The organism is Burkholderia sp. BCC0044 (genome assembly GCF_902832955.1).
Classification (GTDB): Bacteria; Pseudomonadota; Gammaproteobacteria; order Burkholderiales; family Burkholderiaceae; genus Burkholderia.
This window is the reverse complement of record NZ_CADFDO010000002.1, coordinates 690425-705447: the sequence shown is the minus strand read 5'-3', so window position 1 is coordinate 705447 and position 15023 is coordinate 690425. Positions and strand designations below refer to the sequence as shown.

At 67.9% G+C, this 15023-nt stretch carries 13 protein-coding genes; 6 read left to right on the top strand and 7 right to left on the bottom strand.

The annotated features are described in order from the left end of the window. Positions 1-6: 6 nt before the first annotated feature. Both pbpC and HWX14_RS11745 read left to right on the top strand, forming a co-directional pair. Positions 7-2259: a penicillin-binding protein 1C gene (gene pbpC / locus HWX14_RS11750; RefSeq protein WP_175882871.1), complete on the top strand. Its 2253-nt coding sequence runs from the start codon at positions 7-9 to the stop codon at positions 2257-2259. A gap of 124 nt (positions 2260-2383) precedes the next feature. Then, positions 2384-3073 (top strand): hypothetical protein, encoded by a 690-nt coding sequence (locus HWX14_RS11745; RefSeq protein WP_175882870.1) that lies wholly within the window; start codon positions 2384-2386, stop codon positions 3071-3073. Between the two features lie 30 nt (positions 3074-3103). Here HWX14_RS11745 and HWX14_RS11740 read toward each other — a convergent pair whose 3' ends face one another. Together HWX14_RS11740 and HWX14_RS11735 are read right to left on the bottom strand one after the other, a co-directional pair. Next, on the bottom strand, positions 3104-3625 hold the full coding sequence (locus HWX14_RS11740; protein ID WP_175882869.1) for a GNAT family protein: 522 nt from the start codon (positions 3623-3625) through the stop codon (positions 3104-3106). A gap of 21 nt (positions 3626-3646) precedes the next feature. Beyond that, positions 3647-4894, bottom strand: coding sequence for a multidrug effflux MFS transporter (locus HWX14_RS11735; RefSeq protein ID WP_175882868.1), 1248 nt, complete (start codon positions 4892-4894; stop codon positions 3647-3649). Between the two features lie 420 nt (positions 4895-5314). Here HWX14_RS11735 and HWX14_RS11730 point away from each other — a divergent pair, with 420 nt between their 5' ends. Both HWX14_RS11730 and HWX14_RS11725 read left to right on the top strand, forming a co-directional pair. Continuing rightward, entirely contained in the window at positions 5315-6175 is an 861-nt protein-coding gene (locus HWX14_RS11730; RefSeq protein ID WP_175882867.1) for a DUF1989 domain-containing protein, read from the top strand. 85 nt (positions 6176-6260) lie between these two features. Beyond that, positions 6261-6935, top strand: coding sequence for a GntR family transcriptional regulator (locus tag HWX14_RS11725; protein WP_175882866.1), 675 nt, complete (start codon positions 6261-6263; stop codon positions 6933-6935). Positions 6936-7001: 66 nt separating this feature from the next. On the opposite strand, the gene HWX14_RS11720 is transcribed toward HWX14_RS11725, so the two are convergent. The 5 genes from HWX14_RS11720 to HWX14_RS11700 all read right to left on the bottom strand — a co-directional run bounded on the left by HWX14_RS11720 (position 7002) and on the right by HWX14_RS11700 (position 12652). Further along, a complete protein-coding gene (locus HWX14_RS11720; RefSeq protein ID WP_175882865.1) occupies positions 7002-7400 on the bottom strand; it encodes an ectoine synthase in 399 nt (132 codons plus the stop codon). A gap of 61 nt (positions 7401-7461) precedes the next feature. Continuing rightward, positions 7462-8802, bottom strand: coding sequence for an amidase family protein (locus HWX14_RS11715; RefSeq protein WP_175882864.1), 1341 nt, complete (start codon positions 8800-8802; stop codon positions 7462-7464). 23 nt (positions 8803-8825) lie between these two features. Further along, complete coding sequence (locus tag HWX14_RS11710) at positions 8826-10328, bottom strand: amino acid ABC transporter permease/ATP-binding protein (protein WP_175882863.1); 1503 nt, start codon at positions 10326-10328, stop codon at positions 8826-8828. Between the two features lie 88 nt (positions 10329-10416). Next, positions 10417-11259: an ABC transporter substrate-binding protein gene (locus tag HWX14_RS11705; protein ID WP_175882862.1), complete on the bottom strand. Its 843-nt coding sequence runs from the start codon at positions 11257-11259 to the stop codon at positions 10417-10419. Positions 11260-11755: 496 nt separating this feature from the next. Further along, complete coding sequence (locus tag HWX14_RS11700) at positions 11756-12652, bottom strand: glutamate/aspartate ABC transporter substrate-binding protein (RefSeq protein WP_175882861.1); 897 nt, start codon at positions 12650-12652, stop codon at positions 11756-11758. A gap of 203 nt (positions 12653-12855) precedes the next feature. Here HWX14_RS11700 and HWX14_RS11695 point away from each other — a divergent pair, with 203 nt between their 5' ends. After that, positions 12856-13065, top strand: coding sequence for a hypothetical protein (locus HWX14_RS11695; protein ID WP_175882367.1), 210 nt, complete (start codon positions 12856-12858; stop codon positions 13063-13065). Beyond that, complete coding sequence (locus HWX14_RS11690; RefSeq protein WP_175882860.1) at positions 13062-14720, top strand: S8 family peptidase; 1659 nt, start codon at positions 13062-13064, stop codon at positions 14718-14720. Before HWX14_RS11695 ends, HWX14_RS11690 begins: the two co-directional genes overlap by 4 nt. Positions 14721-15023 lie beyond the last annotated feature (303 nt).

Below are 15023 nucleotides of genomic sequence, written 5' to 3'. Positions count from 1 at the left end.
ACCGCGATGATCGATCTGGCTTTGCCGCGGCCGGCGCGTTTCGCCGGCCGCGTATTCGTCGCCGTCGTGCTGGCCGCGCCGCTCGTCGCGCATGCGCTGCCCGGCTACGACGACGTGCGCCGCCACTGGCGCAGCTCCGACTGGGTGCTGCTCGCGCGCGACGGCACGCCGCTGCAGCGCACGCGCATCGACCTCACCGAACGGCGCGGCGACTGGGTGTCGCTCGCCGACGTATCGCCCGCGTTCCGCGAGGCGATCGTCGTGTCCGAGGACAAGCGCTTCTACGAACACAGCGGCGTCGACTGGCGCGGGATTGCCGGCGCCGCGTGGGGCAACCTGTGGAACGAGCGCACGCGCGGCGCGTCGACCGTCACGATGCAGCTCGCGGGCCTGCTCAGCGATTCGCCGCGGCGCTCGGGCCAGCGCTCGCTGCCGCAGAAGGCCACGCAGGCCGTAAACGCGCTGTGGCTCGAACGCGGCTGGCGCAAGGACCAGATCCTCGAGGCGTACCTGAACCTGGTGCCGTTCCGCGGCGAGACGATCGGGCTCGGCGCGCTGTCGCAGGTGTTGTTCGGCAAGGCGCCGTCGGGCCTCGACGCGCGCGAGGCCGCGATCGCCGCCGCACTCGTGCGTGCGCCCAATGCGGCCCCCGCGAAGATCGCCGAACGCGCGTGCCGGATCCTGCGCGACATGCAGGCCGCGCAGGCCTGCGCATCGCTCGACGGCTACGTGCAGCTCGTCACCGCACGCTCGGCCAACGCCGTGCGCGACGACGGCGCCGCCCTCGCCCCGCACTTCGCGCGGCGCATCGCGGCCGAGGTCAAGCCGGCGGCCGGCGCGCAGGTCCGCACGACGCTCGACGCGCCGCTGCAGCGCTTCGCGCGCGACACGCTGATGCGCGCACTGACCGAACTGAACGCACCCGCGCACCGGCGCAACGTGCAGGACGGCGCGGTCGTCGTGATCGACAACGCGACCGGCGAGATCCGCGCGTGGGTCGGCTCGTCGGGGGCGCTGTCGAGCGCGCGCGACGTCGATGCCGTGCTCGCGCCGCGCCAGGCCGGCTCGACGCTCAAGCCGTTCCTCTATGCGCAGGCGATCGACGAAAGGCGGCTGACCGCCGCGTCGCTGCTCGACGATGCGCCGATCAACCTCGCCGCCGGCGGCGGCCTCTATATTCCGCAGAACTACGACAAGGATTTCAAGGGCTGGGTGAGCGTGCGCAGCGCACTCGGCGGCTCGCTGAACGTGCCGGCCGTGCGCACGCTGGTGCTCATCACGCCGCACCGCTTCGCGCGCACGCTGACCGCGCTCGGCCTGCCGCTCGCGCAGGAAGGCGATTACTACGGCTTCAGCCTCGCGCTCGGCAGTGCGGACGTCACGCTGCTGTCGCTGACCAATGCATACCGCGCGCTCGCGAACGGCGGCGTCGCGCGCAAGGTCGTCGATCTGCCGGCCGCGGCATCGACGCCGGCCGCCGGCGCATCCGGCGCATCGGCATCCGCGCGGACGGACGCCGGCACGCGCGTGTTCAGCGAAGCGGCCAGCTTCGTCGTGACCGACATCCTGTCCGACAACAACGCGCGCGTGCGCACCTTCGGCTTCGACAACCCGCTCGCGACGCGCTTCTTCTCGGCGGTCAAGACCGGCACGAGCAAGGACATGCGCGACAACTGGACGATCGGTTTCACGTCGCGCTATACGGTCGGCGTGTGGGTCGGCAATGCGGACGGCTCGCCGATGTGGGACGTGTCGGGCGTCACGGGCGCGTCGCCTGTGTGGTCAGCCGTCGTCGGCTACCTGCACCGCGACCTGCCGAGCCGTGCGCCCCGCGCGCCGGCCGGCGTCGAGACGCGCCGGATCGCGTTCGAGCGCGACATCGAGCCGGCCCGCAGCGAGTGGTTCATCGCGGGCACGGCGGTCGACACGATCCGGCTCGCGGCGCCGGTCACGCCGGGCAAGGACGGCGCGCGCGCGCCGCTGACGATCGGCGCGCCGACCGACGGCACGATCTTCGCGATCGACCCGGACATTCCGCCGAAGAATCAGCGGATCTGGTTCGAACGCTCGGCCGGGCGCGCGACGAAGTTCGCATGGCGGCTCGACGACAAGGTGATCGGCCACGCCGACCGCGTCGCATGGCTGCCGTGGCCGGGCCGGCACCGGCTCGAACTCGTCGACGCGCGCGGCAACGTCGCCGATGCGATCGGCTTCGAGGTGCGCGGCGCATTCGCGAAGCCGGCCGCGCGCAAGCCCTGAGCCGGAGAGCCGGCCTGACTGGCCGGCCCCGTATTCGCTTTCACCCGGTTCGGGACATAGAATGACAGCAGCGCCGCATTCCCGACGCGTACCGGTTGCCTCATTCTCTCGATTGCCCGCGACCATGAACATTCGTCATGAACGCTTCACCCGCCCCGTGCTGGGCGCGTTGTGCGTCGCAACGCTCGCCGCTCTCCCGGCCTGCAACGGCGATGCCTGCTTCGGTGTCGACGCGTGCTTCAACGACAACACGCAGACCGTCGCGCTGTCGGGTACGGCCGCGACGGGCGGCGCGCTCGCCAGCGCGCAGGTCACGGTCAATTGCGCGGCCGGCTCGGCGACGACGCTGACGGACGGCGGCGGCAACTACCGCGTGACGCTCAACGCCGCGCTGCCATGCGTCATCACCGTGGCGTCGGGCGGCGCGAGCCTGCACTCGCTCGCCTATGCGGGCGGCACCTTCAATACGACGCCCGAGACCGAGCTGATGCTCGTCTATCTCGCCGCACAACTCGGGACGAACACGGCCGGGCTGATCGGCAACTTCCAGGGCACCCTGCGCTACCAGCGCGCGATGAACAGCCCGGACACCGTGCAGGCCGCGCAATCGGCCGTGGTGACGAACCTGCAGCAGCGCTATGCGGTCACGCTCGCGGCGCCGGCGTTCCTGACCACGTCGTTCGTGGTCGGGCAACCGGGCGTCGACAGCGATCTCGTTGCGCTGGGCAAGGCGGGGGCGATCGATTCGAACGGACTACCGGACCCGGTTGCCGTGTCGCTGTTGCAGCAGGCCGGGGCCGCGCACCCGCTGTAAGCGACGCGAAACGGAGACGGGAATCGACTGTCAGGCGCCGGCTTCGCGTGCGTCGTCGGCCAGCAACGCCCAACGCTCGTGGTCGCGCCATTCGCCGCCGATGCGCAGATAGCGCGGCGAAAATCCCTCTTGCCTGAAACCGAGCCGTCGAACCAGCGCGATCGACGCATGGTTACCGGGCTGGATGTTCGCTTCGAGCCGATGCAGCCCGAGTTCGCCGAACGCGACGTCGATCGCCGCGCGCAGCGCCTCCGTCATCAGCCCCTTGCGGCTGACGTCCGCCATCCCGTAGTACGCAAGATAAGCGCTCTGAAACACCCCGCCGACGATCTCGTTGAGGTTCACCACGCCGGCCACCGCGCCCGACGCCCGTTCGCGCGCGACGAATCCCACGTTCGGCCCCATCAGGCAGCGGGCAAACCATTGATCGAACCCGGCCTGGTCGATGAACGAATCGACCCATGGCAGATGATGATTCCGGCTCGCGCGGTTCGCGGCGATCAGGTCGTCGGCGTCGGACCGGGCGACGCGATTCAGCAGGATCCGGTTCACGAGTCGATCTCCACCCGGCACCTACGCCGCCTCCCCGCGCCCGCACACCACCGGCGCCGCCTGCTGCTGCGACAGATACCGCAGCAGCTTCGTCACCATCCACACGACGATGAACGACAACACGACGAAGAACACCGCCAGCGGCGTCAGCACGTGAATCGACACGAAGCCGGCGAGGCCCATCATCGCGGACGACACGAGCAGCAGCGCACAGCCGAGAATCGCGCTCGTCAGGCCGGCGATATGCGGAAACAGCGAATTGCCCTTGGCCATCAGCGTCGGATACATCGCGCCCGCACAGAAGCCCATCACGAGCACCGGCGTCGCGAGCGTCCACACGCGCAGGCCGACGGTCAGCGCCAGCACCAGCATCGCGATCGATGCGCCCGCCATCACGCGCGCGCCGATACGCAGCCGTTGCTCGGCGCTCGGCAGCCCGCGCCCGTGAATCCGGTTCGACAGGCCGCCAAGGAAATACATGAGGCCGATACCGAGCGCGAGATAACCGAAGAAGGTCGGCGGCTTGTGCAGTGTGGTCTGCACCATGAACGGCCCGACGATGTTGAACACCAGCAGGATGCTGTAGCACAGGCCCTGTGCGAGGAAGCAGCTCTGGAACACCGGGCTGGCCAGCACCTTGCCCGCGTTCGTCATCAGCGTGCGCGGCTCGAGATGCACGGGCTTCGGCAAGGTTTCGCGGTAGCGCCAAAGCAGCGCCCACATCGCCAGCGAATAAACCAGCAGGAACACGAGGCATGCACGCCAGCCGAACCATTCCTGCAGATGCGCGCCGATCACCGGCGCGATGATCGGCGCCAGGCCCCACGCGATCGACATGTACGTGAATGCGTGCAACAACGCCTGGCCGGAGAACGAATCGGTGATGATCGCCTTCGCCAGCAGGTTGGTGGTCGCGATCCCGAAGCCCTGCAGGCAGCGCGCCAGCACGAACGTCTCGAGGTTCGGCGCGCCGAGCGACAACACGCAGCCGATCGTGTAGATCACGAGCCCGAACGCGAGCACGCGCTTGCGGCCGTACGCGTCGGCGATCGGCCCGAAGATCAGCTGGCCGAGCGCGTAAGCCGCCATGTAGCCGGACACGCTCGACTGGATCGCCTGCGGCGTGGTCGCGAACGACCGGGCCATGTCGGGCAGCGCGGGCACGTAGATGTCGATCGCGAGCTGGCCGGCGGATGCGAACAGGCAGATCAGGAACAGCAGGAAGCGCGGCGAATTCGACTCGCGCGCGGGAGTGGGCGTGGCGTTCATGACGACTGGGAAGGAGATCGAGGCAGCAGCGCCGCACCGTCAATGTTCGAATGTCGAACGTGCGTGCGGTCGTGGCGAATTCCGTATTGTGCCTGTTGTTGCTCCGGGCGACCGGATTCCCCTGGCGCGGGCGAGGTTGAATGCCGATTGCGGTTCGTCCTGAGTTGGGCTAGCCGGGCTGAACTGAACAGCCGGTTTTTATGTGTCGCGCCCGACGTTTCGCCGAATGCGGCGTGCGCCGCCTCCCCGCTCCTCCGTACTTTCCTCCGATTGACACACCTCCCCGCCTTCCCCCTATACTCCCCGGAGCGTCAATTTATTGTTGAACAATTCAGCACGTGAATTGACGCCTGACCGGCCGCCACAAAGGGTTTCAGCCGGATCGCCGCATCTGCCAACCTTTGCCGAGAGTACCGCGTCATGTCGAACTATCCCGCCGCCTACCAGGTCACCAAGGGCTCCGTCCTGAACGTCGACAAGGCCTTTTATTCCGCGATCGCCCAGCGCCAGGACGCGCGCGAACGGATCGCATCGCACGTCGTGCCGATCCGCAGCGGCTTCGCGTGGACGGTGCCGGCCGGCCACGTGTTCCGGATCGTCACGCTCGACGGCCCGCAAGTCGCCGACTTCAACATCTGGAACCTGCACAATCCGCGCGAACGCATGTGGGCGTCGCGCACGCGTCAGTTGCAGGCCGCGCACGTGACGACGTTCGACCGGCTCTGGTCGACGCTGCCGTACCTGCGCCCGATGGTGACGATCACCGATGACACGCTCGCCGGCTACGGCGTCGACGGCGATGGCGGCCGCGTGCACGACCTGCTCGGCACGCGCTGCGACCCGTACGTGAACAAGCTGCTGACCGGCGAGGATTTTCATTTCCACTGCCACTCGAACCTCGTGCGCGCGGTCGCGCCGTACGGGCTGACCGAATTCGACGTGCACGACGTGCTCAACGTGTTCCAGTGCACGGGCCTGAACGACGATGACAAGTACTTCATGAAGGCGTGCCCCGCGAAGCCGGGAGACTACCTCGAATTCTTCGCCGAAATCGACGTGCTGTGCGCGATGTCGACCTGCCCCGGCGGCGATCTGTCGGTGCCGATGTGGGGGCCCGACGCGCGCGACCCGATCGACGTGTGCCGGCCGCTCGGCGTCGAGGTGTACCGGCTCGACCCGAGCCTGCTCGAAGGCTGGTCGTCGCCGTCCGTCGCGCCGTACCGCGGCCAGCACGGCATGCAGCCGCCGCACGCCGACTGGCAGCACGACAAGACGGCGTAACCGGGCCCACAGCCCGTAGAATGGCGAAACGCCGCCGGCCTGCCACGCCGGCGGCGCACGATCAGGAGAGGAGCGGACGAACGGAATGGCAAGCGAAAAAGCGAGAGGACAGTCGGTCGCCGACCGGATCAGCCATCAACTGCGCGAACACATCATCAGCGGCAAGCTGCCGCCCGGCACGCCGCTGATCGAGATGGACCTCGCCGCCGAGTACGACACGTCGCGCAACTCGCTTCGCGAAGTGCTGCATCAGCTCGGCCGCGAAGGGCTCGTCACGTTCGTGCGGCACAAGGGCGTCGTCGTGCGCACGCTCAATCGCCAGGACGTGCGCGATCTCTACGTCGCGCGCCGCACGCTCGAACTGCATGCGCTGAACACGGCCGAACTCGCGCAGCCGGCGCTGCTCGACAAGATGCAGACCGCCATTCGCGCGGCCGAGCGGGAACTCGACAAGGAAAACTGGCAGGCCGTCGGCACGCACAGTCTGCGGTTTCACCAGCACATCGTCGCGCTTCAGAAGTCGGCGCTGCTCGACGAATTCTTCCGGACCATCTCGGCGCAGCTGCGTCTCGTCTTCGCCGCCGATCTCGACGAAAAGCACGTGCAGACGCCTGACTGGATCCAGCGCGAATACCAGATCTACGAGCTGCTCACGCAGAACCGCCGCAGCGAAGCCGTCACCACGCTGGCCCGTTATCTCGACGATTCCGAACGGATGCTCATCGAGGCGATCAAGCGCAGCCGTCGCGAAGCGGCCTGAGTCCATGCACCGCCCGCCGCTGCGCGCCGCACGATGCGACGCGCAGCGGCCCAGCGGCACGCGCGGTCAGGCTTGCCGTTCGGTCGGCAGCGCGTAGCTGCCGTCTTCCCGATGCGTCTCGCGCCCCGTCAGCGGCGGATTGAACACGCACACGAGATGCAGGTCGCCGCGCGTCGCGCGCAGGATATGCGGATCGTTCAGGTTCAGCGCGTAGATCGTTCCGGGTGTGATCCGATGTACGGCGCCGGTCGCCGTGTCGACCACCTCGCCTTCTCCGGCCACGCAGTAGTTGGTCTCGAAGTGGTTCTTGTAATGCAGATGCAGTTCCGCGCCTTCCTGCACACGCGTTTCGTGGACGGAGTAGCCGACGCCGTCCTGCTTGACGATCATGCGCTTGCTGTCCCAGCCCGGACCGCGGGCGTGACGTTCGGTATTGGCGATATCGGCCGATCTTACGACGATCATGAGCACCTCTGAATAGTGACGATGAAGAATGGCAAGGCAGGCCCTGCCTCCGGAAAACGCGTCATGCGGAATCGGTCAGCACGCGTTCGACCATGGCCGCGACATCGAGCAGCCGCGCGTCCCCGCCGCGACACCCGGTGATCAGCAGGCCGACGGGCTGCCGGTTCCACAGGTCGCCGGGCACGCTGATGCTCGGCAGATCGAGCCGGTTCGCGAATTCGGTCAGCCGGAACGCTCGCGCGTTCTGTGTGAGATACACGGCTTCGTCGGCAAGATCGGCCACGCGCGGGGGCAGCATCGGCACCGTTGGCGTGAGTACCGCCTCCGCGTCGCCGAGTTCGGCGTGGTACGCATCCGCCAGCCCCGTCAGGCGCAGCTGTGCCGCCGCATAGTCATGCGCGCGCACCTGTTCGCCCGCCGCGATGCGCGGCCCGACGAGCGGATCGTAGCGATCGGCCGCCGTGGCCAGTCGCGCCCGATGCAGCATGAACGCTTCCGCTGCGATGATGCCGCCCGCGCGCGCCACCGCGCCGGCCTCGGCCACGCAATCGAGCCGCTTGCGCCGGATGCGCGCACCGTGCGCGGAGAGCCGGGACAACCATGCGTCGAATGCGCGGCCGACCACGGGATCGAGGTCATCGGTCGCGAATGGCTCGGGCACGATGAAAGTGAAGTCGCGAATGGTTGCCCGCGCTGCCCGTCGCACGTCGCGCCCGTACAGCGCGGCGTCCGCCCGCCGGCACAGGTCGACCGTCGCGGCCAGCAAGCCCGGTACGTCGAAGCTGGTCGACAGGAACTGCATGCCGTCGGTCGCGTAACGTCCGCGCGAGGGCTTGAAGCCGGTCACGCCGCAAAATGCCGCCGGAATGCGCGCGGAACCGCTCGTATCGGAGCCCACCGACAGGTCGGCCGCGCCGAGTGCCACCGACACCGCCGCCCCCGAACTCGAGCCGCCGGCGACCCGCTCGCGCCGTGCGTCGAGCGGCGTCGCCGGCGTCCCGTACGCGCGGTTCACGCCGAGCGCGCCATACGCGAACTCGGTCATCGCGGTCTGCGCAATCAGCACCGCACCGGCGCGGCGCAGCGCCGACACCAGTGCGGCATCGGTTCGTGCCGGAGGCGCCTCGGCCAGCACGCGCGACCCGGCATGCGTGACCCAGCCGTCGCAATCGAAACAGGCCTTCACCGTCAGCACGGCGCCGGCCAACGGCGCTGCGATCGCGCCGCCGCGCAACGACGCATCCCATTCCCGCGCTTCCGCGGCCGCCGCCTCGTCACGACGCGCGAGCCATGCCGTTTCGATGTCGCCGGGATGCGCGCCAGCGCGTTCGAGACAGGCGCGCAGCCGCTCGGCACACGCGGGTTCGTGCACGTCGGGTAGCCGGAAAGCCGTCGGGTCCATGCCTGCTCCGAGCCAGTGGTTCGTCATGCGAAATGAACGTGCTTCAGGAAATCCTTCACGCGCGCGTCCGCGCTGCCGCGAATCCGCTCGGGCGGCACGTTGTACAGGATGCGTCCGTTCTCCATGAACACGATCCGGTCGGACACCTTGAACGCGAAATTCATTTCGTGGGTGACGATGATCATCGTCATCCCTTCTGCGGCCAGCGTCTCGACGACCTTCAGCACTTCGCCGACGAGTTCGGGATCGAGCGCCGACGTCGGCTCGTCGAACAGCATGATCGACGGCCGTGTGGCGAGCGCACGCGCAATCGCGACACGCTGTTGCTGGCCACCCGACAACTGATGCGGATACTTGTTCGCATGCTCGAGCATCCCGACCTTCGACAGCAGCGACAGCGCTTGCAGCCTCACCGCCGCCGTATCGGCCTGCCGGTGATAACACGGCGCCATCATCACGTTCTGCAACGCGGTGCGATGCGGGAACAGGTTGAAGCTCTGGAACACCATGCCGATATCGAGGATGCGCTCGTGCGACACGCGCGGCGGCTGCGAACCGGACGCGCGGATGAACGACACGCCGTACAGGTCGATCTCGCCGGCGTTCACCGGCGCGAGGCCGTTGATGGTGCGGATCAGCGAGGTCTTGCCGGAGCCTGACGGGCCGATGATCGACACGACCTGCCCGGGCGCGACGTCGAGATGAATGTCCTTCAGCACCTCGTGGCGGCCGTAACGCTGCTGCACGCCTTTCACGCGCAGCGCGAATTCCGCGTTCGCCCGCGGCCTGGGCGCGATGGCGGGCACCGACAGCGGCAGTTCGAGATTCGCGTGGCCCGACTGCACGGGCGTGCGGCGGCTGACGTCGAGGTGCCGCTCGAGATAGCCGAGCAGCCGGCTGAACACCGTGACGATCAGCACGTAGTAGAACGCGACGGCCAGCATCGTTTCGAACACGAGGAAGTTCTGCGTGTAGAGCCGCTGTCCGACGAGCAGGATCTCGGCAAGCGAGATCACGGACACCAGCGACGTGAGCTTGACGATCGTGATGAACTCGTTCGCGAGCGCCGGCAGCGCGATGCGGATCGCCTGCGGCATCACGATCAGCCGCTGGATGCCGGTAAAACGGATGCCGAGCGCACGGCCGGCTTCCAGTTGGCCGCGCGGCACCGACAGGATCCCGCCGCGATGGATTTCCGCGAAATACGCGGTTTCGCTCAGCACCATCGCGATGAGGCCGGCCGTGAACGGATCGGACAGCACCGCACTGGTCGCGGGCACGACCTGCGGGAGGTTGTAGATGAAGACCAGCAGCACGAGCAGCGGCAGGCTGCGGAAAAACCAGATGTACCCGGCCGCCGCACGCTTGAGCAGCGGCCGGTGCGACTGCCTCGCGAGCGCCACCGGAAACCCGAGCAACACGCCGAGCACCCACGCGGCGACGCTGAGTTCGACGACCACGACGCACGCGCGCCAGAAATCCCTGTCCCACAACAGCTGCAACGCATAGTGCCAATCGAACTGCATCGAAGACTCCTGAACCCCGAAGGGCGATGCGGCCGCGCTGCGCGGCGCGCGATGGTCGGGTCGTGCGTGCTGCGTACCTGCCGCGTGCTTACTTCGCGGCGCCCAGCGCGCCGGCCACGTCGGCCGGCGTGGGCTCCTGCAACCCGTATTTCTTCACGAGGCTGCCGTATTCGCCGCTGCGCTTCGCCTCGTTCAGCGCGCCCTCGAGCGCGCCCTGCAGGCCGCTGTCGCCCTTCGTCACGCCCAGCCCGATCACGATCGGGTACAGCAGCGTCGTCGAACTGATTTCGATGCGCCCGTTCGTCTGCTTCGTCATCCCCTGCGCGACGGCCGCATCCTCGATCTGCACGTCGACCGCCTTCGCCATCAGCGCGGACGTCGCTTCCGGCGACGTCGGGAACTCGAGGATCGCGATCTCGCCGCGCCCGGCCGCCTTGCAGGCGTCCTGCGAGACCGCGCGCAGCTTCGGCGTCCACGACGCGCCCTTGATCGAGCCGACCCGCTTGCCGCACAGGTCCTGCGGCGTCTTCGGCAGGAATGCGCTGCCTCTCGCGACGATCAGCGACGCGCCCGTCTTCAGGTACGGCACGAAATCGACCTGCTTCACGCGATCGGGCGTCACATAGAGCGCGGACGCGACGACGTCGAAGCGGCGCGCCTTCATCCCGAGGATGAGGTCCGGAAAGCGTGTATCGAGGAACACCGGCTCCAGCTTCAGGTGCTGCGCCAGCATCCGCGAGAACTCGGCGTCGAAGCCGGCGGGCTTGCCGGCGTCCAGGTACGCGTAGGGCGGATACGTGAGATCCGAGCCCACCAGCAGCGTGCCGGGCCGCACCGTCTGCAGCGGCGCCGCCGCTGCGAGCGAGCACGCGAAGAGCAGCGGCGCGAGCGCGCCGCGCAGGAAACGTCGAAGCGAAAGACGAGCAGACATGGCGAGGCTCCTGGGTTATTCGACGCTCGCGCTGAAACGTCACAACGCCTCCCGCACGCCGCCCTGTGCGGCTTTCCGGGATTTTCGGTCGAAAATTGTTGAACAATTTCGGCCGATTCTGACCAGTTCAAATTGAAATCTGAATCCGGGTTTACGCGGCACACGGCGTCACCGCACGCGCCACCGGCGTGCACGCGCATTTCCGGCAGTCCGGCGCGCGGAACGGGTCAGAAAAATGGGGAAAAGGACTTGCGCAAACAAGGCGCGGCCCGCAGCCCGTCGAGATGCGGCGCTGCGGGCACGATGCGGCCCGCGGGGATCATGCGGCGGATTTCAGCCTCGGGCACGGACGGCGCCGAGCGGGTTCGCCGCCGCCGGCGCTGCTTCGCAGACCGGGCGGCCAGCGGGATTCGACCATCCAGGGCGGCAAAGCGAAACCGCCGGCATGTGCCGGCGGCTTTTTCATTGGCGGCGCGACACCACCTCGACGCGGCGCTCAGTACTGCGCCTGATCCGTCGGATTCCTGAACAGCTGCTTCATCTCCGCCGACAGCGGATAGTTGAGGCTCACGCCCTTCGGCGGAATCGGCTGCATGAACCACTGGTCGTACAGCTTCTCGGCCGCGCCCGAGGTCTGCAGCTTCGCGATCACGCCGTCGACGACGCGCTTGAACGCCGGATCGTCCCTGCGCATCATGCACGCGTAGTTTTCGTGAACGAGCGGCGTGCCCGCGACCGTATACGCGCCCGGGTTGCGGTCCTTCGCGATCTCGCCGTACAGCAGCGGCTCGTCCATCACGAACGCCACCGCGCGCCCGGTCGTGACGTTCATGAACGCTTCGGCGTGATCCTTCGCGCTGATGATCGTCATGTTCATCGCCTTCTCTTCGTTGAGCTTGCGCAGCAGGCGCTCGTCCGACGTGCCGGCCGTCGTCGCGACCGTCTTGCCGGCCAGGTCCGCGAAGTCCTTCACGCCCGAATCCTTGCGCGTGCTGAAGCGGATGCCATACAAAAAGATGCTGTTCGAGAACGCGGCCTGCCTCTGCCGTTCGAGCGTGTTCGTCGTCGACCCGCATTCGAAGTCGATCGTCCCGTTCTGCAGCAGCGGAATGCGGTTCTGCGACGTGATCGGGATTTCCTTCACCGCGAGGTTCGGCAGGTTCAGGTCCGTCTTCAACTGGTCGATGATGCGCGACGCGATGTCGCGCGAATAGCCGATGTTCTTCTGCTGGTTGTCCGAATACGAGAACGGCACCGACGACTCGCGAATGCCCAGCGACACGACGCCCGTGTCCTTGATCTTCTTCAGCGTACCGGTAAGGGCCTGCGCGTGGGCGGCGCCGGCCAGCGCACAGGCCAGCGCGACGGCGAGCCAACGGAAACGGCGATCCATGCGTGTCTCCTGATGAAACGTTGATCGAACCGCGATCGTACGCCCGACAATATTCGCGTCACATCAGGGCAAGCGTAAACATCCTTCCGCCGCGGCTCGGTCCTGAAAGATGTTTTCCGTGCCGCGCAAACCGTCCCGCGCCGCCCGTCTCGCCCGCCCGGGCCACGCACCGGCCCCGTGCCCGTCGTTCCAAACGCGCGTTCATGCTGCAACGCATCAACGTAATCGTTTGCGGCACCCCCTGTTTTTCTCGTGAAACGCACTCAAGAAGCGGCCGCGCGCGCCGTTACCCAGAGCATGGCGCGTCGCAGCAACCTGCTGCAACCGTCAGACAAAAACACAAGGTCCGGCTCGGCCGGACCGGCGCCACCGCCGGCACGACGGTTATCTACGAGGATCGAGTTTCACCATGAGAGCCAAACGTTTCAATTTCGCGCTGGCGCGCACCGCACATGCGCGCATGCTCGCCGGCATGCTGTCCGCCGCCGCCCTCCTGCCCCTCGCCGGTTGCGGCGGAGGCGGCGGCGACGGCAGCAACCCGTCTTCGTCCAACGCGTCACCCGCGCCGACGCCCGCGCCGACGCCTGCTCCCACGCCCGCCCCGACCACCCCGCCCGCGTCGTCCGGCAGCAATGCGTGCACGTCGCAGCAGGCCGCCGTGCAGATGGCTGCGCAGACCGAACCGGCCGAGCCGCCGGTCGATCACCTCATCGTCAAGCTGAAAACGCTGACGGCCACGCGCGCGATGGCGGCCATCGACGATGGCTCGCGACTCGATGCGGTGATCCAGCGCGCGGTGACGCGCTGGACCGCGCCGGTGACCGGCAGCGCACGCGCGTACGCGAGCACCGTCGCGCAAACGCCGGTGAACGTGCAGGTCGAGCGCACGATCTCGAGCGGCGCGGCCGTGCTGTCGCTCGGCCAGCGCATGGCCGCCGCCGATGCCGCCGCGCTCGCGCAGGCGTTCGCGGCCGACAGCGACGTCGACTACGCGGAGCCGGATCACCCGATGCAGATTCGCGACACGCCGAGCGACCCGCTCTACAACCAGCAGTGGTACCTGTCCGACCCGACCGCCGGCATCGACCTGCCGCCCGCGTGGAACGTGACCAAGGGCTCGCCGACCGTCGTCACGGCCGTGCTCGACACCGGCTACCGGCCGCACGGCGACCTCGTCGGCAATCTGATACAGCAAGGCTACAGCTTCATCAGCAACGTCAACACCAGCAACAACGGCCTGACGCGCGGCCCCGACGCAACCGACCCGGGCGACTGGGTCACGCAGCAGGAAATCGACAACGCCAACGGCCCGTACTATCACTGCGCGAGCCAGCCGAGCAACAGCAGCTGGCACGGCACGCGCGTGATGGGCGTGATCGGCGCGACCGCCAACAACGGCACCGGTATCGCCGGCGTATCGTGGCTCAGCCGCATCCTGCCGGTGCGCGTGCTCGGCAAGTGCGGCGGCGTGACGAGCGACATCGCCGACGGCATGCGCTGGGCAGCCGGTATTCCCGTCAATGGCGTGCCGAACAATCCGAACCCCGCGAAGATCATCAACCTGAGCCTCGGCGGCGTCGGCGCATGCAGCACGACGTTCCAGCAGGCGATCGACGACGTGACCGCGAAAGGCGTGACCGTGGTCGTCGCGGCCGGCAACGACGGCCTGTCGACCGGGCTCGACCAGCCCGCGAACTGCCGCGGCGTGATCACGGTCGGCGCGACCGACGCGACGGGCCGCCGCGCATCGTTCAGCAACTTCGGCGCCGATGTGTCGCTGAGCGCACCGGGCGTCAACATCGTGTCGACGTCCAACACCGGCACGACGACGCCGGGCTCGGACACCTACGGCCCCGCGAACGGCACCAGCCTCGCGACGCCGCAGGTGACGGGCGTCGCCGCGCTGTTGCTGTCGGTGAACGGCAACCTCACGCCCGCGCAGATCCTGCAGAAGCTGCAAGGCGGCACGCGCGCGGCGAAGCTGGCGGCCGGCACGTCGTGCACCGCGATGCCGGCAGGCTCGGGCATCCTCGATGCAGGGGCCGCCGTCGCGACCGCGAACCAGTAACCTGCACCCCCGCGCGCATGCCGACAAGGTGTGCGCGCGGCTGTTTCGTTACCGGCTATCGAGTTCGCCCGCGAACGCGCATCGACCCGACCGCGCATCTCGAAATAACGCCTGACAAAAGGGTTGACGCTTCGCACGGCGAGCCATTACCATCGCCCCCGTCTAGTTACATGGAGTGTTCTGTGAACACCGATGCGAGTTGTAGTTGGTATCTGACCAACTTGACTGCTGCCTGAGGAAAACGCGCAGAGCCTCGTCTTCTGCCGCATCCCGGGAAGCAGGATGCGGCGCCCTTCCGGCCTG

Bases quoted from the DNA above. Each gene is read 5' to 3' on its own strand.
- pbpC (WP_175882871.1), top strand. From the start codon at position 7: ATGATCGATCTGGCTTTGCCGCGGCCGGCGCGTTTCGCCGGCCGCGTA.
- HWX14_RS11745 (WP_175882870.1), top strand. From the start codon at position 2,384: ATGAACATTCGTCATGAACGCTTCACCCGCCCCGTGCTGGGCGCGTTG.
- HWX14_RS11735 (WP_175882868.1), bottom strand. From the start codon at position 4,894: ATGAACGCCACGCCCACTCCCGCGCGCGAGTCGAATTCGCCGCGCTTC.
- HWX14_RS11730 (WP_175882867.1), top strand. From the start codon at position 5,315: ATGTCGAACTATCCCGCCGCCTACCAGGTCACCAAGGGCTCCGTCCTG.
- HWX14_RS11725 (WP_175882866.1), top strand. From the start codon at position 6,261: ATGGCAAGCGAAAAAGCGAGAGGACAGTCGGTCGCCGACCGGATCAGC.
- HWX14_RS11720 (WP_175882865.1), bottom strand. From the start codon at position 7,400: ATGATCGTCGTAAGATCGGCCGATATCGCCAATACCGAACGTCACGCC.
- HWX14_RS11715 (WP_175882864.1), bottom strand. From the start codon at position 8,802: ATGGACCCGACGGCTTTCCGGCTACCCGACGTGCACGAACCCGCGTGT.
- HWX14_RS11710 (WP_175882863.1), bottom strand. From the start codon at position 10,328: ATGCAGTTCGATTGGCACTATGCGTTGCAGCTGTTGTGGGACAGGGAT.
- HWX14_RS11705 (WP_175882862.1), bottom strand. From the start codon at position 11,259: ATGTCTGCTCGTCTTTCGCTTCGACGTTTCCTGCGCGGCGCGCTCGCG.
- HWX14_RS11700 (WP_175882861.1), bottom strand. From the start codon at position 12,652: ATGGATCGCCGTTTCCGTTGGCTCGCCGTCGCGCTGGCCTGTGCGCTG.
- HWX14_RS11695 (WP_175882367.1), top strand. From the start codon at position 12,856: ATGCTGCAACGCATCAACGTAATCGTTTGCGGCACCCCCTGTTTTTCT.
- HWX14_RS11690 (WP_175882860.1), top strand. From the start codon at position 13,062: ATGAGAGCCAAACGTTTCAATTTCGCGCTGGCGCGCACCGCACATGCG.